The sequence below is a fragment of the Micromonospora maritima genome (assembly GCF_902825405.1).
Lineage (GTDB): Bacteria > Actinomycetota > Actinomycetes > Mycobacteriales > Micromonosporaceae > Micromonospora > Micromonospora maritima.
This window is the reverse complement of record NZ_CADEAU010000102.1, coordinates 1-14,247: the sequence shown is the minus strand read 5'-3', so window position 1 is coordinate 14,247 and position 14,247 is coordinate 1. Positions and strand designations below refer to the sequence as shown.

Sequence of the window (14,247 nt, the reverse complement as noted above, 5' to 3'; positions counted from 1 at the left end):
CAGTGGGGGCCGAGCCTGGCCGAGACGACCTGGCGGGACCGGGCCGCCGCCGCGCCGCGCTACGGCGGCACCACCCGGATCGGCCACTGACGGTCCACGGCGTCGCGCGCCGATCCGGCCGTGGCCGGGCACCGGCGGCGACGCCGTGGCCTTCCCCTGCACCCCCCGCAGGTATGCCTTCACTCAACGCGGTCGACAGGCGTTTGTCCCGCGCCCGGCCCAGGATTCAACCGTCCGGGCGAGGCGCGGGAGGCGCTTCGGTCGGGTCGATCGGGATGGATCGCTGCGCCGGGTGACCGGACGGCGACCGGTCGGCGTACCTCCGCGTAGGGTGGGGCGCATGGGCATGCTCTGCGCGGTCAGCTTCAACCGGTACGGGCGCCTCTACTACCTGGACCCGGGCGAGCTGCGTCCGCAGGTGGGCGACCGGGTGCTGGTGCCCACCGACGAGGGGCCCGAGGTGGCCGAGTGCGTCTGGGCCGCGCAGTGGGTCAGCGAGGACACCGAGGGCTTCCCCAGGCTGGCCGGGCTCGCCGGCGACGACGACATGCGCCGCGACGAGCTGCTGCGCCGGCGCAAGGCCGAGGCGAAGGTGGCCGCCAAGCGGCTGATCCGCGAGCACGGCCTGCCGATGAAGGTGGTCGCCGTCGACCACGTCCTCGCCACGCCGGAGAGCGGCAGCGACCGCACCACGATCTACTTCACCGCGCCGCACCGGGTGGACTTCCGCTCGCTGGTGCGCGACCTGGGCGCGACGCTGCACTGCCGGGTCGAGTTGCGGCAGCTCTCCGCCCGGGACTCGGCGCGGGTGCAGGGCGGCATCGGCTCCTGCGGGCGCGACCTGTGCTGCGCCACCTTCCTCACCGACTTCGAGCCGGTGACGATCCGGATGGCGAAGGACCAGGACCTGCCGCTCAACCCGCTGCGGATCTCCGGCGCCTGCGGGCGGCTGATGTGCTGCCTGAAGTACGAGCACCCGCTCTACCAGCGGTTCCAGGAGTCCGCCCCGGCGATCGGCAGCCGCGTCTCCACCCCTGAGGGTGAGGGCAAGGTGGTCGGCCACAGCGTCCCGCGGGACGCGGTGACGGTCCGGCTGGACGCGGACGGGTCCCGCTGCCAGTGCAGCCGCGCCTCCGTCTGCGCTCCCCGCCAGGCCCACGACCAGCACTACGACACCCCCTCCTGACCTCCCCCTCGCCTCCGGGACGGCGCCCGGTCAGCGGAGCGTGACGGGGGGTTCGGCCAGGCGGGGGGTCAGCGGAGTCTTCGGGGTCAGCCAGGGTGCGGTCGGGGAGTCGTCCGGGTTGAGCTGCCAGGTGTGGGCCACCCGGTCCAGCGCGATCGGATAGATGGTCAGGCTGCCGTCCGGGTCGATCCGGAACCGGAGGAACGCCTTCGAGTCCTCGATGCCCTGGGCGGCGAACAGCTCATTCAGGTTCACCCCGAACGCGCCCGCCACCAGCAGGTAGAGCGCCACGACCTGGCTGGCGACCAGTCCGCTCGCCGGGCCGTACAGGACGACCGCGGCGACCGCCGGCAACGGCCACGGCCAGTCGTAGAACGGCAGGTGCAGCCAGAGCCAGGTGCCACCGGCGGCCAGCGCCACCTGGGCCACCCCGTGCGTCACGCCGAGGATCCAGTGCCGGGCGTGCCGCTTCCCGCCCGCGCTGGGTGGCTTGGCGAAGAACGCCGCGCCCAGCAACGTCACCAGCAGCATGATCACCAGCGGGACGCTGAACAGCCGCTGCGCGGTGGAGTCGGCCCGCTGGGCGACCACCCCGGCCATGGCCAGCATGAGCAGCGTGTGCACCGTGCCGAGCAGGGTGGTGAAGCCCGGGTTCCGGAACGGCAGCCGGCCGAAGATGCCCCAGCCGTACCGCCGGGAACGGGCCCGGTCCGGGTAGCGGGCCGCCAGGTCGTACTCGCGGGTGCGGCTGGCGCGCCGGGTGAGCGTGTCGCGCGGCGGCACCTCCAACCGCTCCGGCAGGTGGTGGGTCGGGTAGAGGTAGGCACCGCCGCCACCGCAGGTGATGAGCTGCCGTTCCGGGCCGGCGTAGCGGGCGTAGTGGTGCAGGTCGCCGGAGACCAGCACCCGTACCTGCGCCCCGGTGGGCGCGACGATGGTACGGATGAAGTAGTCGATCGAGTCGTACGCGTTGGGGTGGTCGGCGGCCTTGACCCACGTCGGCGCCGGCACCGCCAGGATCACCTTGGACCGGGGGGTGAGCTTGCGGGCGACCTGGTCGAAGTAGGTCAGCTGCGGATCGTCCAGGTACGACCCGGACTGGTCGTCGAGGCCGAGCAGCCACCAGTCCGCCGGCAGTTCGACAGCGAAGTACGAGCGGGACTGGCCGGTGCCCCAGCCGGCGAAGTGCCGGTCCCGGGAGCGTACGAACAGCCGCAGGAACGCGGTGAGACCGTCGTACCAGTCGTGGTTGCCCGGCACCGCGAAGAGCGTCGGCCGCTCCGGCGGGGCGACCGGCATCGCGGCCTGGTAGGGGCCCTTGCACCGGTCCTCGTACGCCTCGTAGCCCGCCGACGGGTAGACCTGGTCGCCGCCCATCACCAGCGTCTGCGCGCGGGGCAGCCGGTGCCCGTCCACCGTCAGCTCCGGCTGCGCCAGCAGGTACGCGACCGAGTAGGTGGCGTCGAAACCGTCACCCAGGTCGGCCACGTAGTCGAGCCAGAGCCCGCCGTCCGGCCCGACCTGCCGGAACGTGTCGTCGCCGAAGGCGTTCTGCAGCTCACGCTTGTCCAGGTACGCCCCGAACAGCATGGCGAGCAGCGTCCGCAGGCCGGTGCTGATCAACAGCAGTGGGGCGAGCCAGGGCACGGGCGGGCGCGGGGTGAAGCCCAGCTCCCGGGGGTCCATGCTCAGCGGGCGGCGGGAGGCCCGTTCGCCCGGGTGTGCCGCGGGGGACGGTCGGGGTGGCTCGTGATCCTCGGTCACCCGCCGCAGGGTAGTCCGGTCCGGACGGGAAGTCTCTCCCGTACTCGGGCAGATGTGCCCGATGTCCGGTTCTGGCGTGGGGGTATCCCGTTCGGCTTCCGGCGGGGCGTGCCGTACACTTGACGATCGTTGCCGCCTTAGCTCAGTCGGCTAGAGCGACGCACTCGTAATGCGTAGGTCGACGGTTCGATTCCGTCAGGCGGCTCGGTGAAGAAGCCCAGGTCATCGACCTGGGCTTCGCCGTTTTTCAAGGTCGACAACCTCGCCGGCGAGCGTGCCGGGCAGGTGTTCGGAACGGTGCTATTCGCGGCCGAGCCAGGTGGCGACGCATGCCTCGTTGCCCTCGGCGTCAGCGAGGATCCACCACCTCGGCGCGTGCGCGTCGGAGACGAGGTGGCCGCCCGCGGCCAGGGCGGCGGCGACGCGGGCCTCGGCCTGCTCGTGCGGGACGGCGACGTCGAGGTGCATGCGGTTGCGCTGGGGACGCGCCGCGTCCATCTGCTGCACCCCGATGCCGGGGCCGCGGCGTGCCGGGTCGGCCAGGTAGTCGTCGCCGATCTGGCGGTAGCCGAGCAGCGCGCGCCAGAACGGCAGCACCTTCGCGCCGACGAGTACGTCGAGGGTGACGTTGACGAGCTGCACGGCGGTCGGGTCGGCGGGGATGTCCAGTGCCCTGGCGGCGGCCGAGATCCGGCGGGCCAGCCCGATGTCGCGCCGGGACAGGGACACGGTGACGCCGGCGGGGCGTAGGTCGATGCTCAGGTACTGCTGCTCGGCCTCGCCGGCGAGCTGACCGATCGCATCGACGAGCGCTGTTCCCTCGGCCAGCGAAGCGGTCCGGAAACAGGCCGAGACCACGTGGTAGAGGGATCGCCAGTCCTCGACACCGTCGGCCTCGTGGAACTGCCCGGCGGTGATCTGCGCAGTCACGCCGGCGAAGCTGACAGGGGCGACGCGGGCCGGGGGGCCCGTGCGGCGCGGACGCTGGTCGGACATGCCTGCGCGGTCACCGTTGGCCCTGCGGGTTCGTCGCCTGCTTCCAGCGCAGGAGCGCGCTGATGACGACGTACACCGCCAGCAGCAGGATCGCGCCGCAGACGACGTAGGCGGTGACGTTGCCGTCGGCGTTCAGGATCATCAGGGCCGACCCGACGGCCAGCAGACCCGAGACGACGAGGAGGAGCACCCCGCGGACCTGCATGGTGGTCCGACCAGCTGGCATGTCTGTCCCCTCCGTTGTCCCGTCGCGTCCACGTTCGACACCTACCCGGAGGACAGGAGCGGCAACCTCGTGCGGGACAGGGTTACCAGATGACGACGCCGCCACCGACCGCCCTGGCGCGCGTCACGGCGTGCCGCATGATGGTCAGGTATCGGAGGATCCGGTCCGCGTCGTATCCGGTCGCGGCGGACAGGTGAGCGACGTTCTCCGCCAGGAGCGCGCACTCCTGCTCGAAGGCGTCGAGCTGAGCCGGTGAGACCTGGAGATTCCCGCGATTCTCGACGGTGACGTCCGCCAACTGCGGCAGGAACGTCGCGCCGAGCCGCCGGGCGGCTGCCGAACCCCACAGCTGATGGCGAAAGCTCTCGGCGCCCACCGCCGTACTGGTTCCCGGCGGATCCGCCACGACGACCCGGCCGGCGTAGGCGGCGTCGTTCGGCACCCACACGGCGATGTCGAGGCTCATTGCGTACTCCCGACGGGTCGGATCACGGCCAGTGTAGGCGGCTTCTGCCCGGTTGAGGGTCGGGCCGGCGGCGAGCGGCAGCCGGATCGACCGTATCGACGCAGGTCGGCGTGATCTGGGATCGTGGCCGCATGGAGAGCGTGGATCCGGGCGGGCCGCTGACCGACGCGGAGGTCCGGGAACTGGTGCGGTTGCTGGCCCGGTTCGCGTCGCACGACCTGGACCAGTGGGAGAACTGGCGCGTCGACACCCCGCACGGCCCGGTGTTCATGACGGTCAGCCGGAAGGTGCCGCCGGACTGGCCGGAGGACGCGTTCGTCCCGATCTGGCCCCCGCCCGCGCCGCCGTCGGCGGACCGGCACGAGGGGTGGACGGTGTGGCGGCAGGACGACAACGGCAACCGGTACGAGGTCTCCCGGCACGCCAGCCGGGCGGAGGCGGACTCGACGGCGGCGCGGATGGAGGCCCGGGGCCACAAGCAGACCTACTGGGTCGCCCGATCGGGCTGAGCGCCGCGCCGGTCGAGGGTCGGAGGCTACGACGGGGCAGACGTCGCGGTGCCCGCCCGATGGGCGATCATGGATGGCGTGCAGGACACGGTCGCCGTAGCGCTGATCACCTCGATGTCCACTCTGGCCGCGGCCGGCATGACCGGGGTGATCGGTGCGTGGGCCGCCCGTCGCCAGGTCACGAGCCATCTCACGGGGGCTCGGGAGGAGCGGGCCGAGCAGCGGGCGACGGCGAGGGCGCAGCGTCGCCGGGACGCGTACGTCGGGTTCCTCGGCGCATGCGACCAGGCGTACCGGAGCCTCGACCGGAACTGGCGGCAGGAGAGTGCGGCGGGCCACGGGGAGACGTACCAGGCGCTGCGCGGTCTCGACGAGGCGTACAACATCGTCCTGCTCGAAGGGCCGCAGGAGGTCGCCCGGGAGGCGGAACTGGTCACTGCGAGCATCAACGACGAGTCCCGTGAGCTGCGGCGAATGGTCGGCGGGGCCGCCCCGGAGTCGGCCGGCGATCCGCCGGCCGACGTCCACGGGCGCCAGCGGCGGACCGCGATCGAGGAGCGGGCGAGGCGCCGGGACTCCTTCGTCGACGCGGCCCGGGCTGCCCTGGAGCAGACCAGGTAGAGCGGACCTCGGCGGGCGTCAGGCTGTCCGGTTCCGGTACGCCCGCGGGGAGAGCCCGGTGACCCGCTTGAACGCCACGCTCAGCGCGCTCTCCGAGCCGTACCCGACCGCGCGGGCGACGGTGGCCACGGTGTCCTCGGAGCGGCGGAGCCGGTCGGCGGCCAGCTCGATCCGCCACCCGGTGAGGTATTCCAGCGGGCCGCACCCGACCACCCGCTTGAACCGGGCGGCCAGGGTCGAGCGGGACACCGCGGCGGAGCGGGCCACCGCCGCCACCGTCCACGGCCGTTCCGGGTGGGCGTGCATCGCCCGCAGGGCCGGTGCCACCACGGGATCGGTCAGGCCGGCCAGCCAGCCGGACGGGGTTCCCCGGTCGAGGTGCAGGCGCAGGATCCGGATCAGCATGACCAGCGCGAGGTGGTCGGCGACCAGCCGGCCGCCGGGGCGACCCTGGCGGAGTTCGGCGTCGATCTCCCCGACCGCCCACCTGACGGTTTCCGCCTCCGGCGTCGTCGCGGGCACGTGGATGACCTGTGGAAGGCTGTCCAGCAGCAGGTCACGGGAGCGGTCGGTGAAGGAGAACGCGCCACCGACCAGCAGGACCTCGTCGCCCGCGCCGACCCGGGCCGGCCCGCCGGCCGCCGCTCGGAAGATCGGCCCGGCCGGTTCGGCCGGCACGTCGGGGTCGCTGGCCAGGGTGTAGCCGACCGGCCGGGTGAGCAGGAAGCAGTCGCCCGTGTCGAGCGGCACCGGCTCGGGCGCGGTGTCCGTCCGCAGCAGGCAGCGTCCGCGCCGTACGGCGTTGAACTTGACCCCGGCCGGCGGGTCGAAGCGCACCGCCCAGCGCCCGCCGGCGGTCAGGGCGGCCGAGACCCGGCTCGTCGTGCCGAGCAGCGCGAGCACGTCGTCCAGCGGATCCACGCGACCTCCCTCCCTGGACGCTCGCTAAAGAGTGGCGGATTCCAGAGTACGGACAGTCCAGTGGCCCCGCTCCTAGCGTGGAGGTCATGACAGAGACCATCCGACTGAGCACCCCGTTCACGGCCCGCACCACGGCGGCCGAGATCCTCGACGGCGTCGACCTCACCGGCCGCCGGATGATCGTGACGGGCGGAGCCTCCGGTATCGGCACCGAGACGGTCCGGGCGCTTGCCGGCGCCGGCGCGGAGGTCACGGTCGCCACCCGTGACCCGGCCCGGGCGGAGCCGCTGGTGGCGGAGTTCGCCGGCCGCGTCCACGCCGCCGCGCTCGACCTGGCGGACCTGAGCTCGGTGGACGCGTTCCTCGCCGGCTGGGACGGCCCCCTGCACGCGTTGGTCGCCAACGCGGGGGTGATGGCGATCCCCGCCCGGCAGCTCACCGCCGAGGGGTGGGAACTCCAGTTGGCCACCAACTACCTGGGCCACTTCGCCCTCGCCCGGGGCCTGCACCCGCACCTGCGGGCGGCCGGGTCGGCCCGGGTGGTGCTGGTCAGCTCCGGGGCGCACCTGCGGGAGGCGTTCGACTTCGCCGACCCGCAGTTCGAGCGGCAGCCGTACGACACCTGGGCCGCGTACGGCCGGTCGAAGACCGCCGAGGTCCTGCTCGCGGTGGGCATCGCCCGCCGGTGGGGCGGCGACGGGATCACCGCCAACGCGTTGAACCCGGGCTTCATCACCACGAACCTCCAGCGCCACATGGACGACCAGACGCTGCGCGCCTTCGGGGCGATGGACGAGGCGGGCAACCGCATCGAGCAGCCCTACTACAAGACGGCCGCCCAGGGGGCGGCGACGTCCGTGCTGCTCGCCGCGTCGCCGCTGGTCGAAGGCGTCACCGGTCGCTACTTCGACGACAACCAGGAGGCCGACGTGGTCGCCGGCGGTCCGGAGGCGACCGGCGGGGTGGCCGCCCACGCCGTCGACCCGGCCGCCGCCGACCGGCTCTGGGAGTACGCGGAGGCGGTGCTCGCCGGCCGCCGCTGACCGGTCACCGCCACCAGCGCGGTTCCCGGATCGGATGCAGCGTGAGCCCGAGCTCGTCGGCGAACCAGCGACGCAACTGGGTCTCGACGACCAGGTGCTCGCTGGCCGCGTGGGAGACCCCGATCAGGGTCATGCCGGTGGTGGCGGCGAAGGCCCGCACGGCGGCGAACTTGCTCCGCCCGTACTCGCCCTCGATCCGGACGTGCAGCTCGCCGGTGAGGTACGCCTGCGCGCCGAGTCGCTCGGCGAGCGCCATCTGCTCGACGTGGTCGCCGATGCCGCCGACCACCGCCACCCGGCTCACGACGTCCCGGTCGGCGCCCTCGACCTCGACGGTGGTCACGCCGAACAGCTCCCGCGCCCGCCGCACGAGCGCGGCGGAGCTGACCGGCGGGACGTCGGCCACCAGTCCGGCGTGGCCGTCGCCGTACGGCCAGAACCGGTCGACGACGGTGCCGTCCAGCGCCTCCACCACGGCGGCGGCCGTCCCGACCCGCAGCGAGACGTCCATCGGCGCATGACAGGAGTACATGGAGAGGCCGCGTTCGGCGACGGCCCGCAGCCGCGCCGGGTCGATCGGTACGAAGCCCTCCGCCCAGGTGTCGTCCTCCGGGGAGCCGTTGCGGACGTCGACGGGGTGGTGGGTGACCAGCAGGTCACCCGGCTGGGCCACGGCCAGCCAGGCGTCGAGCACCTCGGCCGACGGGAAGCAGGCGCCGTACACGGCTGCGACGTCGGGCCGTCCGCGCCGCATCAGCCCGTTGAAGCGCTCGGCGAAGCGGGGCTCGACGAAGCTCCGCCAGTCGGTGCCGACCTCGTCGTGGACGCGGGGCAGGTGGCGGGACATCGCGACGTCCGGCGGCGCCGTGTCGAGGGCGAACAGGCTGTCCAGGGCGGCGACGATCCGGTCGAGATCCACGCCCCGGAGTCTCGCCGCCCGCCGCGGGGGGCGGCAAGCGTGATACGCGGAACGAAGCGGGCCCGGTGGGCACGGCCACGCGGCCGGCCCACCGGGCCCACTCCGGCAGGGAGGAAGAAAGGTCTATCGCGGACCGTCGGCGTCCCGCGGGGTCGGGATCAACGCCGTCACGTCCTCCGGCCCGGTCTCCGGCGGCGGTTCCTCGTCGGTGTCCGCCCGGTGCCGTGCCGCCGGGTCGGGCAGGTCGGCCTCCTCGGAGGGGTCGGGGATGCCGCCCGGCGCGATCGTGCCGCGCCACCCGCCGGACTCCACCTGCCGGCCCTCGATGTACTCCTTGAACCGCGCCAGGTCGGACTCGGCCTGCCGGTCCACCAGGTGCAGCTTCTCGCCGGCCTGCTCGACCAGCCCCTCCGGCTCGTACTCCAGCAGGAGGTGGACCTGGGTGCGGCCGGTGTCGAGCGGCGCGAAGCGGACCGTGCCCGCGTTGGTGGTGCCGTCGGTGGCCGCCCAGGCCACCGTGCGGTCCGGCACCTGCTCGACGATCGTCGCGTCCCATTCGCGCTGGACGCCCGCGATCTCGGCGACCCAGTGCGTCCGCCGGTCGTCCAACTGGCGCACCTCGCGCACGCCCCCCATGAACCGCGGGAACTCCTCGAACTGGGTCCACTGGTTGTACGCGGTGGTGACCGGCACGTCGACGTCGATGGACCTCTCGACCTTCCTGGTCATGACCACTCCTTGTCGTTCCGTCGTCTGCATCGGAATCGGTACCCCCGCAGATCCGGCCTAACCGGGCGATCGGCGATCGTCCGGCACGACGTCGGCCACGATTGCCCACGCACCTGGCGAGCCGCTATCGTTCCCTGGCCAGGGCCCCCAGAGTGCGAGGATCGCGATGACTTCCCCGGAGTTGACGAAAGCCGCCCGGGAAAGTTTCCCCATCGACGGGCCGGGTGTCCCGGCACCCGGGGCGGGCGCACCGACCGGCCCCGAGCCGCGACGCGAGGCGACGCCCAGCCGGTTCCGGGCGGACGTCGCCGGGCTCCGCGCGGTGGCCGTCGGGCTGGTCCTGCTCTACCACGCCGGGCTGTCGTCGCTCCCGGGCGGCTTCGTCGGCGTCGACGTCTTCTTCGTGATCTCCGGCTTCCTGATCACCGGGCAGCTCGTCACCGAGATCGAACGCACCGGCCGGGTCTCCCTGCTCGGCTTCTACGCGCGCCGGGCGAAGCGGATCCTGCCCGCCGCGACGGTGGTGCTGGCGGCCACCGCGGTGGCGGTCCGGCTGTTCGTGCCCCGGGGCGACTGGCAGGTCATCGGCGGTGACATCGCCGCCGCCGCGATCTACGTGGTGAACTGGCGGTTCGCCGACCGGGCGGTCGACTACCTGGCGGCCGACAACGCCGTCACCTCACCGGTGCAGCACTTCTGGTCGCTCGCCGTGGAGGAGCAGTTCTACCTGCTCTGGCCGCTGTTGATCGTGCTGGCGATCGTCGCGGCGCGGAAGCTGCGGCGCGGCAACGTCCGCCCGGTCCTCTGGATCGGTCTCGCGGTACTGGCGGTGCCGTCGTTCGTCTGGTCGATCGTCGAGACGGCGAACTCCCCGGCGCGCGCGTTCTTCGTCTCCACCACCCGCCTGTGGGAACTCGCCATCGGCGCGGCCGTCGCGCTGCTCGCGGTCCGGGCGGCGCGGATGCCCCGTACGGTGGCGGTCGTCCTGGGCTGGCTCGGTCTCGCCGCGATCGTGGCGGCGGCGCTGCTGGTCAGCGCGAAGACGGAGTGGCCCGGCTACGCGGCCGCGCTGCCCACGCTCGGCGCGGCGGCGGTGATCGCGGCCGGCGCGGCGGCGGGCTCGCGGGGACCGGTCGTGGTGCTGGGCACGCTGCCGTTCCGGTGGATCGGTGACCTGTCCTACTCGCTCTACCTGTGGCACTGGCCGATGCTGGTGGTGGCGGAGGCGTACTGGGGGGACCTGTCGTTGAAGCGGGGCCTGCTGGTGGCGCTCGCCTCGGTGGTGCCCGCCTGGCTCACCTTCCGGCTGGTGGAGAACCCGCTCCGCTACTCCCGGAAGATCTCCACCTCGCCGCGCCTGGCGCTGAGCCTCGGCGGCAACTTCACCCTGGCCGGCATCTGCGCCGGCCTGGCCCTGCTGCTGACCGGCGCGTGGGCGGCCGCCGCCACGACGAACCGGACCGCCTACGCGCCGGGCGCCGCGTTGCTGTCCACCGCGCCCGGCACCGCCCCGATCGGCCCGGTACCGGAGCGGTTCGACGTGATCACGCCGGATCCGCTCCAGATCCGGCAGGGCTTCATGGACGTGCCCGACACCAACCGGGACAAGTGCTTCCAGCAGGTCGACGGGGCCGAGGTGCTGTCCTGCACCTACGGCAACCCGAACGGCGCCACCACGGTCGCCCTGGTGGGCGATTCCAAGATGGACCAGTGGCTGCCGGCGTTCCAGGTCCTCGCCGCGCAGAACGACTGGAAGATCGTGATCGCCGCCAAGGCGTCGTGCCCGTTCACCAGCGCGCCCGCGATCAGGGCCGACGACCCCAGCAAGCCGTACACGGACTGCATCGAGTGGAACCGGTCGCTGCTGCGCAAGCTGGTCGACCTGCGCCCCGACTACGTGGTGACCTCGCAGGGCGCGTCCCGGGCCTTCGACGCGTCCGGCAAGGAGGCGTCGGTGGAGGCGATGGTCGCGGGTGTCCGGTCCTCGTGGAAGGCGCTGGACGCGGTCGGCTCCAAGGTGATCGTCCTGGCCAACAACCCCGGCCCGGGCGCGGCGGTGCCGTGCGCCGACAAGAACCGCAAGCGCCTGTCCGCCTGCGCGTTCGACCGCAAGCGCCACGACCAGGACCCGGCCTACCGGATGCAGCGGCAGGCGGTGGCCGGGGCCCCCAAGGTCAAGATGATCGACCTGTTCGACGCGATCTGCCCGACCGACAAGTGCCCGGTGGTCTTCGGCAACGTGCTGATCTACCGGGGTGGCTCGCACATCGGCGCGGCGTACGTGAAGACCACCGCGCCGCACCTCGCCCGGGCCCTGTCCGACGTCGGGGTGCCGGTGGTCTTCGCGCCGAAGAAGTGACTCAGGCGTAGAGCTTGCGGGCGTAGTCCGGGCCGTAGTGCCGTTCCAGGTCGGCCAGGCTCTCCGTCACCGCCTCGACCTCCTTGACCAGCCGGGGCCGGGACGGGAGCGCGTCCGGCTGCCAGGTCTCCGGCCGCCACAGCGCGGAGCGGAGGAACGCCTTCGCGCAGTGGTAGAAGATCTGCTCGATCGCCACCTCGACGGCGAGCACCGGCCGGTGGCCCTTGACCTCCATGTCGGCGAACCAGGGCGCGTCGGCGACCAGCCGGGCCCGGCCGTTGATCCGCAGCGTGTCGGTGCGACCGGGGATCAGGAAGATCAGCCCGACGTGCGGGTTGGCCAGGATGTTGCGGTAGCCGTCGGCGCGCCGGTTGCCCGGTCGCTCCGGAATGGCGACTGTGGTGTCGTCGAGCACCAGCGCGAAGCCGGGCGGGTCACCCTTCGGTGAGACGTCGCAGCTGCCGTCCGCGCCGGCGGTGGCGATCAGGCAGAACGGCGAGGCGGCCAGCCACTCCCGGTCGCGGGGGTGCAGCGTACGGCGCTCCTTCGTCACCGCCCGGCCCGTCGGTGCGCCCAACAGGTCGCGCAGTTCCTCGGCACTGGTGATCTCCCGTGTCGTCACGTCTTCCTCCCCCGTCCGTTGACCTTGACGACGGTTCCGGCCCGCGACGGGCCGGGATCCGTCAGGGTCAGCCTAGGAGAACGCGTCGAGCGCCGGGTTTGCCCCCGCATCCGGCGGGTAGGGACCGGATCGCAGCGCGTGTCCGGACGCGACGGATGGAGACCGCGATGGAGAGCCGACTCAAGGTGCTCGGCCATCCCGTGCACCCGATGCTCGTGATGTTCCCGGTCGGCCTCCTGGTGACCGCGGTGATCTTCGACCTGATCGACGTCGTGGGCGGGCCGGACTTCCTCGGCGAGGTCGCGTACTGGAACATCACCGTCGGGCTGATCGGCGGCCTGCTGGCCGCGGCGGCCGGCGCCTTCGACCTGCTCGCCCTGCCCACCGGCACCCGCGCCAAGCGGGTCGGGCTCACCCACGCCGCCGCCAACGTGGCGGTGATCCTGCTCTTCGCCGCCGTCTGGGCGGTCCGGCTCAACGCGGACTCCCGGGCGGCCGGCGGTGCGCTGTTCGCGATCGAGGTGGTCGCGGTGGCGATCCTCGGTATCAGCGCGTGGCTCGGCGGGGAACTGGTCGACCGGCTCGGCGTCGGCGTCGACCCGGAGCACGACCTCAACGCGTCCAGCTCGCTGCGACCCTCCTCGGCCACCCAGCGGATCGGAGACGTGCGATGACGGAACAGCGGGGCTGGCGGGGACGCCAGCAGGGTTGGGACCCGATGGGCGAGTTGCAGTCGCTGCGCTCCGAGTTGAGCCGGCTGGTCGGCGGCCGCTCCGGCACCCCGGACGTGGAGATGGCCGAGGTCGCCGACGGCTGGGAGGTGGTCGTCCGGCTGCCCGGCGTGGCGCCCGAGGAGGTGGCCGTCGAGCTGGACGACCGCGAGCTGTGCGTCCGCGCCCGGTCGGAGGCCGAGGTCAACGCCGACCAGGGCATCCCCGGCGGGTTCACCACCCGGGGCTTCGAGTACCGCGTCGACCTGCCGTCGCGGGTGGACCCGGAGCGGATCGACGCGGTGATGGACCACGGCCTGCTGCGGGTGCACCTGCCCCGGGCGGCCCGGCCCGCGCCGCGCACCATCACCGTCGGCCGTACCGGCCCGCGCGCGACCTCCGGCCGTACGTCGAGCCCGGCCGACCCGGCCGCGGACCGGGAACTGCACCACCCGGACACCACCGTCGACGAGATCGACAGGCCGTAGGGGTCGCGTGACCAGCCCGTCGTCGCCGCACCGCGACCCGGAACCGTCGTCCGACGGCTCCAGCTCGGCGCGTCTGTCGCCGCACCGCGACCCGGAGCCGTCGGTCCTCGGCCCGGTCGGCGAGCGGGTGCCGGACGTCGAGCGGATCGCCGTGCTGCGCGCCAACGCGCTCGGCGACTTCATCTTCGTGCTGCCGGCGCTGGACGCGCTGCGGGCCGCGTACCCGTCGGCGGAGATCGTGCTGCTCGGCGCGCCGTGGCACGCGGCGCTCTGGCGCGACCGGCCCGGCCCGGTGGACCGGGTGCTGGTGGTGCCGCCGGCGCCCGGCCTCCGTGACCCCGGCCCGGACGAGACACCGGCGGAGACGGCGGAGTTCCTCGCCGCCGCCCGGGCCGAACGGTTCGACCTGGCGCTGCAGGTGCACGGCGGCGGAGCCAACTCGAACCCGTTCGTCGCCGGGCTCGGCGCCCGGGTGACCGCCGGGCTGCGGGCGGACGGCGCGCCACCGCTGGACCGCTGGCTGCGCTACGTCTACTACCAGCACGAGGTGATCCGCTATCTGGAGGTGGCCGCCCTGGTCGGGGCGCCGGCCACCACGATCACCCCGGCGCTTGCGGTGACCGGCGCCGACCGGGCCGAGGCCGCCGAGGTGCTCGGCGCGCCCACGCGCCCCCGGGTGGCGCTGCAC

Annotated in this window: 14 protein-coding genes, 1 tRNA gene and 2 pseudogenes; 9 read left to right on the top strand and 8 right to left on the bottom strand. The window is 73.3% G+C overall.

Annotated elements, in window-relative coordinates; translation table 11 throughout:
* Positions 1–340 precede the first annotated feature (340 nt).
* On the top strand, positions 341–1,186 hold the full coding sequence (locus HUW36_RS12650; protein WP_174528333.1) for a PSP1 domain-containing protein: 846 nt from the start codon (positions 341–343) through the stop codon (positions 1,184–1,186).
* A 30-nt stretch (positions 1,187–1,216) separates the two neighbouring features.
* Here the strand turns inward: HUW36_RS12650 and HUW36_RS12645 are convergent, their stop codons facing one another.
* On the bottom strand, positions 1,217–2,950 hold the full coding sequence (locus HUW36_RS12645) for a metallophosphoesterase family protein (protein WP_174528332.1): 1,734 nt from the start codon (positions 2,948–2,950) through the stop codon (positions 1,217–1,219).
* 131 nt (positions 2,951–3,081) lie between these two features.
* On the opposite strand from HUW36_RS12645, the gene HUW36_RS12640 reads away from it, so the two are divergent.
* Positions 3,082–3,155, top strand: a tRNA-Thr gene (locus HUW36_RS12640).
* A 95-nt stretch (positions 3,156–3,250) separates the two neighbouring features.
* Here the strand turns inward: HUW36_RS12640 and HUW36_RS12635 are convergent.
* The 3 genes from HUW36_RS12635 to HUW36_RS12625 all read right to left on the bottom strand — a co-directional run bounded on the left by HUW36_RS12635 (position 3,251) and on the right by HUW36_RS12625 (position 4,614).
* Positions 3,251–3,880: a VOC family protein gene (locus tag HUW36_RS12635; protein ID WP_217428802.1), complete on the bottom strand. Its 630-nt coding sequence runs from the start codon at positions 3,878–3,880 to the stop codon at positions 3,251–3,253.
* Positions 3,881–3,956: 76 nt separating this feature from the next.
* A complete protein-coding gene (locus tag HUW36_RS12630) occupies positions 3,957–4,172 on the bottom strand; it encodes a hypothetical protein (protein WP_174528330.1) in 216 nt (71 codons plus the stop codon).
* 82 nt (positions 4,173–4,254) lie between these two features.
* Positions 4,255–4,614, bottom strand: coding sequence for a hypothetical protein (locus HUW36_RS12625; protein ID WP_174528320.1), 360 nt, complete (start codon positions 4,612–4,614; stop codon positions 4,255–4,257).
* 155 nt (positions 4,615–4,769) lie between these two features.
* Between HUW36_RS12625 and HUW36_RS12620 the strand changes: the two genes are divergently transcribed.
* Together HUW36_RS12620 and HUW36_RS12615 are read left to right on the top strand one after the other, a co-directional pair.
* On the top strand, positions 4,770–5,147 hold the full coding sequence (locus HUW36_RS12620; RefSeq protein WP_174528319.1) for a hypothetical protein: 378 nt from the start codon (positions 4,770–4,772) through the stop codon (positions 5,145–5,147).
* A gap of 78 nt (positions 5,148–5,225) precedes the next feature.
* A complete protein-coding gene (locus tag HUW36_RS12615; RefSeq protein WP_174528329.1) occupies positions 5,226–5,768 on the top strand; it encodes a hypothetical protein in 543 nt (180 codons plus the stop codon).
* A gap of 18 nt (positions 5,769–5,786) precedes the next feature.
* Here the strand turns inward: HUW36_RS12615 and HUW36_RS12610 are convergent, their stop codons facing one another.
* Complete coding sequence (locus HUW36_RS12610) at positions 5,787–6,689, bottom strand: AraC family transcriptional regulator (RefSeq protein ID WP_174528328.1); 903 nt, start codon at positions 6,687–6,689, stop codon at positions 5,787–5,789.
* Between the two features lie 86 nt (positions 6,690–6,775).
* Between HUW36_RS12610 and HUW36_RS12605 the strand changes: the two genes are divergently transcribed.
* Positions 6,776–7,732, top strand: coding sequence for an SDR family NAD(P)-dependent oxidoreductase (locus tag HUW36_RS12605; RefSeq protein ID WP_174528327.1), 957 nt, complete (start codon positions 6,776–6,778; stop codon positions 7,730–7,732).
* 4 nt (positions 7,733–7,736) lie between these two features.
* Here the strand turns inward: HUW36_RS12605 and HUW36_RS12600 are convergent, their stop codons facing one another.
* The gene (locus HUW36_RS12600) at positions 7,737–8,651 is read right to left on the bottom strand and encodes a Nif3-like dinuclear metal center hexameric protein (RefSeq protein ID WP_174528326.1); all 915 of its coding nucleotides are present in this window, start codon (positions 8,649–8,651) and stop codon (positions 7,737–7,739) included.
* A 282-nt stretch (positions 8,652–8,933) separates the two neighbouring features.
* A pseudogene (locus HUW36_RS12595) lies at positions 8,934–9,380 on the bottom strand (SRPBCC family protein); the annotation flags it as partial.
* Positions 9,381–9,546: 166 nt separating this feature from the next.
* On the opposite strand from HUW36_RS12595, the gene HUW36_RS12590 reads away from it, so the two are divergent.
* The gene (locus HUW36_RS12590; protein WP_174528324.1) at positions 9,547–11,739 is read left to right on the top strand and encodes an acyltransferase family protein; all 2,193 of its coding nucleotides are present in this window, start codon (positions 9,547–9,549) and stop codon (positions 11,737–11,739) included.
* Position 11,740: 1 nt separating this feature from the next.
* Here the strand turns inward: HUW36_RS12590 and HUW36_RS12585 are convergent, their stop codons facing one another.
* Complete coding sequence (locus tag HUW36_RS12585) at positions 11,741–12,361, bottom strand: pyridoxamine 5'-phosphate oxidase family protein (protein ID WP_174528323.1); 621 nt, start codon at positions 12,359–12,361, stop codon at positions 11,741–11,743.
* 167 nt (positions 12,362–12,528) lie between these two features.
* Here HUW36_RS12585 and HUW36_RS12580 point away from each other — a divergent pair, with 167 nt between their 5' ends.
* From HUW36_RS12580 to HUW36_RS12570, 3 genes and pseudogenes are all read left to right on the top strand, one after another.
* Complete coding sequence (locus HUW36_RS12580) at positions 12,529–13,035, top strand: DUF2231 domain-containing protein (RefSeq protein ID WP_174528322.1); 507 nt, start codon at positions 12,529–12,531, stop codon at positions 13,033–13,035.
* Positions 13,032–13,559 carry an Hsp20/alpha crystallin family protein gene (locus HUW36_RS12575; RefSeq protein ID WP_174528321.1) on the top strand — a complete coding sequence of 176 codons (528 nt, stop codon included), beginning with the start codon at positions 13,032–13,034 and terminating at the stop codon, positions 13,557–13,559. The genes HUW36_RS12580 and HUW36_RS12575 overlap by 4 nt, the downstream gene beginning before the upstream one ends.
* Positions 13,560–13,632: 73 nt before the next feature.
* A pseudogene (locus tag HUW36_RS12570) lies at positions 13,633–14,247 on the top strand (glycosyltransferase family 9 protein); the annotation flags it as partial.